The following is a 3,455-nucleotide window of genomic DNA, read 5'->3' as shown; positions in this document are numbered from 1 at the left end:
GTGGTTCGGGGGATTGATCGGCATTTCCACCGTCTTCGCTTTTTTCGTTTTTACCTTTGCATTAGGCCGGCTGCAGGCAGGCATTGCAGCCATTCTGGCAATGTCCGAAATTGCTTTCGCCGTCTTCTATGCCCACCTGTTTCTGGGCGAGACCCTGGCCCTGATCGAAATTGCCGGTGCACTGGTGGTGGTGGCCGGTGTAATCCTTTTGCTGGCCCCCGGTGTGTCCACGAAAGCAATCAGGCCTTCCCCGCACCGATAATGCGAATGGTCTGCCCGCTATCGGTATCTTTCAGGCCATCCGGGAGACCGTTGAGAATCGACTGCTTGAGGATCTCCAGCAGCCGGGTCTTGACGCCTTCTCCATGGGTGATGAGGCTCACCTCGCGCGCCGGCACCGGAGCTTCAAGCGAATGCAGCAACCCCCGGGAACCTTCTGCCAGGGTCATGGCGGCCAGTTCGGGAAGCAGGGTGACCCCGTAACCCGATTCCACGATCCGTATCAGGCCCTCCAGGCTGCCGCCCACAAATCGAAGCCTGACCGGCTGGTGATCAGCTTTGTTCAAGCTCCCAATGCAAATTCGGGAAACCTGTTCGCGCAGGCAGTGGCCACTGTCCAGCAGCATCATCTCATCCGCAGCAAACTCCACGATGGACAGCTGTTTTTTCTCAGCAAGACGATGGCCGGCGGCGACCAGTGCATAGAACGGTTCACGGAATAACGGCGTTTCCCGAAGCCCTTTTTCTTCCAATGGAGTGGCGGCAATGCCGACATCCAGCAGATCCTTGCGCAGGCCCTCGACAATATCTGCAGTCAGCAATTCCTGAATGGTTAAGCGAACCTGTTGGTGGGAGGTCAGTAAATCCGGTATGAACCGCGGCAGCAGATAGGGCCCCAAGGTAGGAATGATACCCACACGCAACTCTCCGGAAGCCATCTCCCGCTGTTCGCGGACCAACTCACTGAGCCCCTTGAGTTCCCGCAGGGTGCGGTAGGCACGATCAATCACAGCCAAACCAAGGGTCGTGGCCCGGACCGGTTTTCTGCCGCGATCGAACAACGACACACCTAGTTCCGCCTCTAGTTTTTGAATCTGCATGCTCAGGGTCGGCTGGGTGACAAAGCACCGGGCGGCGGCCGCCGAGAAACTCCCGTGGCGGTCCACCGCCACCAGGTATTCCAGTTGGGTATGGGTAATCATTAAATATAGATTTTATTGATGGTAATATAACAATTATCGATTTGATTTATGTTACGTGCGTCGCCATTGTTTGTCAACAGCGGGGTACCGGTGGTTTAGATGTGATCGACATGCCTTGAAGAATCGATCCATATCCCGCTGGCAAACAACAAGCAGGAGAATCAACCATGAACCATACATTGCCCAAACTTCCCTACGCATATGACGCCCTGGAACCCTATTTCGACGCCAGAACCATGGAAATTCACCACACGAAACACCACCAGACCTATGTGGACAAGCTGAATGGCGCCCTAACCGGACATGAGGCGTTTCAGGACAAAAGCCCCGAAGCGCTCTTGAAAAATCTCGATGAAGTCCCCGAGAGCATCCGGACAGCGGTGCGCAATCACGCCGGCGGGCATGCCAACCACTCGTTCTGGTGGCCGATGCTGAAAAAAGATATTTCTTTCGGTGGGCCTGTTGCCGATGCCGTTAAACAACGATTCGGCAGCTATGAGAAATTCAAGGAAACATTTTCAAGTACCGCCGCCCTGCTTTTCGGCAGCGGTTGGACCTGGCTGGTGCTGGACCGGGGCAATCTGGAGATCGTGGCAACGCCCAACCAGGACAATCCTATCAGCCAGGGCAAGACACCAGTCATTGGCATCGACGTCTGGGAGCATGCCTATTACCTGAAGTACCAGAACCGTCGCCCGGATTACATCGGCGCCTTCTTCAATGTCATCAACTGGGATCGGGTGAACGACATCTACACCGCGGCAAAGTAGGCCTCAACAGCGACATTCTCTCGCGATAGCGGGCCCTTTGAAAAAAGCCAATGGTTGGCGGCTGGAACACAATACCCACTGGCATCCGAAATGAATGAGGACTTGGGTCATCTGGACGGGCGGCACAGGGCAAGGGGGTATTGTTTTTGCGGTGATGCGGCAAGCGGTCACGAAAGGCTGATCAAGGAGCGGGCAAAAGTCGTCCTTTGACCTGGTCACGCCCCGCTTCCTTGGCCTCGTAGAGCAGTATGTCGGCCAGCTGGAGCAATGCTTCCGGCTTGACGCCTTCCTTCCAATCTCGCGGGGAAAATCCGGTTACGCCGAAGCTGGCGGTAATGGGAATGGTACAGCCTTCGACCTGTGTCTCACATTTCTGGATGGTTTCCCTGAGACGCTCGGCCACTGCCATGGCCCCTGCCAGATCTGTTTCCGGCAGGACGACGATAAACTCTTCTCCACCGTACCGCCCTGCCCACGCGGTCTGCTGTCGGATAACCGAAGTCAGGCACCTGACAAATTTCTTTAGCACTGAATCCCCGGCCAGATGGCCGTGTGTATCGTTGACCTTTTTAAAATGATCGATGTCACACATCAGTAAGGAGAAATCGCGACCGTACCGCTTGGCCCGACGGATCTCCTGGGGCAACCGCTCGTTGATGTGCCCCCGGTTGTAAATGCCGGTCAGCGGGTCGGTGATGGACAGAAGATGAATTTCATCGGCAGCAGCCTTCAGCGACTTTTCCAGTTCCAGGATTCGGATGCCGGTTTTGATGCGGGCCACCAACTCCGCATAATGGGTCGGCTTGGTGAGGTAGTCGTCTGCGCCGGCACTTAATCCCGAGATGATGTCGTCCTTGGAGCCTTTGGACGTAAGCATGATGATGAACACATATCGGTCCGGATTCTCCTTCCGGATAGCCAGGCACAATTCCGGCCCTTCCATTTCCGGCATCTTCCAGTCCGTCAGCACGATGGGAAAAAACTGCTGGCGAGACAGTTCAAGCGCTTTGCGTCCGTTTTCCACCGTGGTCACCGAAAACCCCTCTTTGACCAGGATTCTCTCGAACAACCTCCGTGAGATGGGATCGTCTTCAGCCAGGAGAATGGGATAATAGTCGCGATTGCTTACCATCTGGTTAACCTATCCGAAAACTGACCGTTCACGCTCATCAAGCTGTCGGTGGGTGAAGGCTCACCCATGCGGGAAACATGAATATATTATACCGAATATTGAATAACAACCATTGAAACGAGTTTCATCCCACCCCTTGGATAATGGTTCGCATCCCATCTTTTTTGAGACAACGTCGAAGTTGTCCAAATAAAGACAGGCATGAAGGCGTGTTTTTCCATCTGAGTCAGGCCTCGGCCAAACAAGCCCGACAAACCGTCTGGTCATCCACCGGCGCCAGTTTGGAGACCATGGTGGGTTCACCGCAGCGGGAGCAGGGTGTGGAGGGCTCGATGCGGGCCTTGTCCGGCA

The 3,455-nt window shown here is 55.1% G+C and carries 5 protein-coding genes; 2 read left to right on the top strand and 3 right to left on the bottom strand.

The features are described 5' to 3' along the window. Positions 1 to 262 (top strand): EamA family transporter (locus QNK41_RS09775; RefSeq protein ID WP_319256208.1); only part of this gene is annotated, 262 nt, incomplete at its 5' end. On the opposite strand, the gene QNK41_RS09770 is transcribed toward QNK41_RS09775, so the two are convergent. After that, positions 240 to 1,202 carry a LysR substrate-binding domain-containing protein gene (locus tag QNK41_RS09770; RefSeq protein ID WP_319256206.1) on the bottom strand — a complete coding sequence of 321 codons (963 nt, stop codon included), beginning with the start codon at positions 1,200 to 1,202 and terminating at the stop codon, positions 240 to 242. The two genes, QNK41_RS09775 and QNK41_RS09770, sit on opposite strands and share 23 nt — an antisense overlap. Positions 1,203 to 1,369: 167 nt before the next feature. Here QNK41_RS09770 and QNK41_RS09765 point away from each other — a divergent pair, with 167 nt between their 5' ends. Next, positions 1,370 to 1,972, top strand: coding sequence for a superoxide dismutase (locus QNK41_RS09765; RefSeq protein ID WP_319256204.1), 603 nt, complete (start codon positions 1,370 to 1,372; stop codon positions 1,970 to 1,972). 181 nt (positions 1,973 to 2,153) lie between these two features. Here QNK41_RS09765 and QNK41_RS09760 read toward each other — a convergent pair whose 3' ends face one another. Beyond that, positions 2,154 to 3,104, bottom strand: coding sequence for a diguanylate cyclase (locus tag QNK41_RS09760; protein ID WP_319256202.1), 951 nt, complete (start codon positions 3,102 to 3,104; stop codon positions 2,154 to 2,156). A gap of 226 nt (positions 3,105 to 3,330) precedes the next feature. Continuing rightward, positions 3,331 to 3,438, bottom strand: a complete 108-nt coding sequence (locus QNK41_RS09755; RefSeq protein ID WP_319256210.1) for a TraR/DksA C4-type zinc finger protein — start codon at positions 3,436 to 3,438, stop codon at positions 3,331 to 3,333. Positions 3,439 to 3,455: the final 17 nt, after the last annotated feature.

Origin of the sequence: Desulfosarcina sp. (genome assembly GCF_033791525.1) — a bacterium.
In the GTDB taxonomy this organism is placed as follows: Bacteria; Desulfobacterota; Desulfobacteria; order Desulfobacterales; family Desulfosarcinaceae; genus Desulfosarcina.
Note: the sequence above shows the minus strand (reverse complement) of the source record. Positions and strands in the feature narration are given on the sequence as shown.

What these genes read in the sequence shown, in the direction of transcription:
- QNK41_RS09770 (WP_319256206.1), bottom strand. Translation starts at nt 1,202, where the DNA reads ATGATTACCCATACCCAACTGGAATACCTGGTGGCGGTGGACCGCCAC.
- QNK41_RS09765 (WP_319256204.1), top strand. Translation starts at nt 1,370, where the DNA reads ATGAACCATACATTGCCCAAACTTCCCTACGCATATGACGCCCTGGAA.
- QNK41_RS09760 (WP_319256202.1), bottom strand. Translation starts at nt 3,104, where the DNA reads ATGGTAAGCAATCGCGACTATTATCCCATTCTCCTGGCTGAAGACGAT.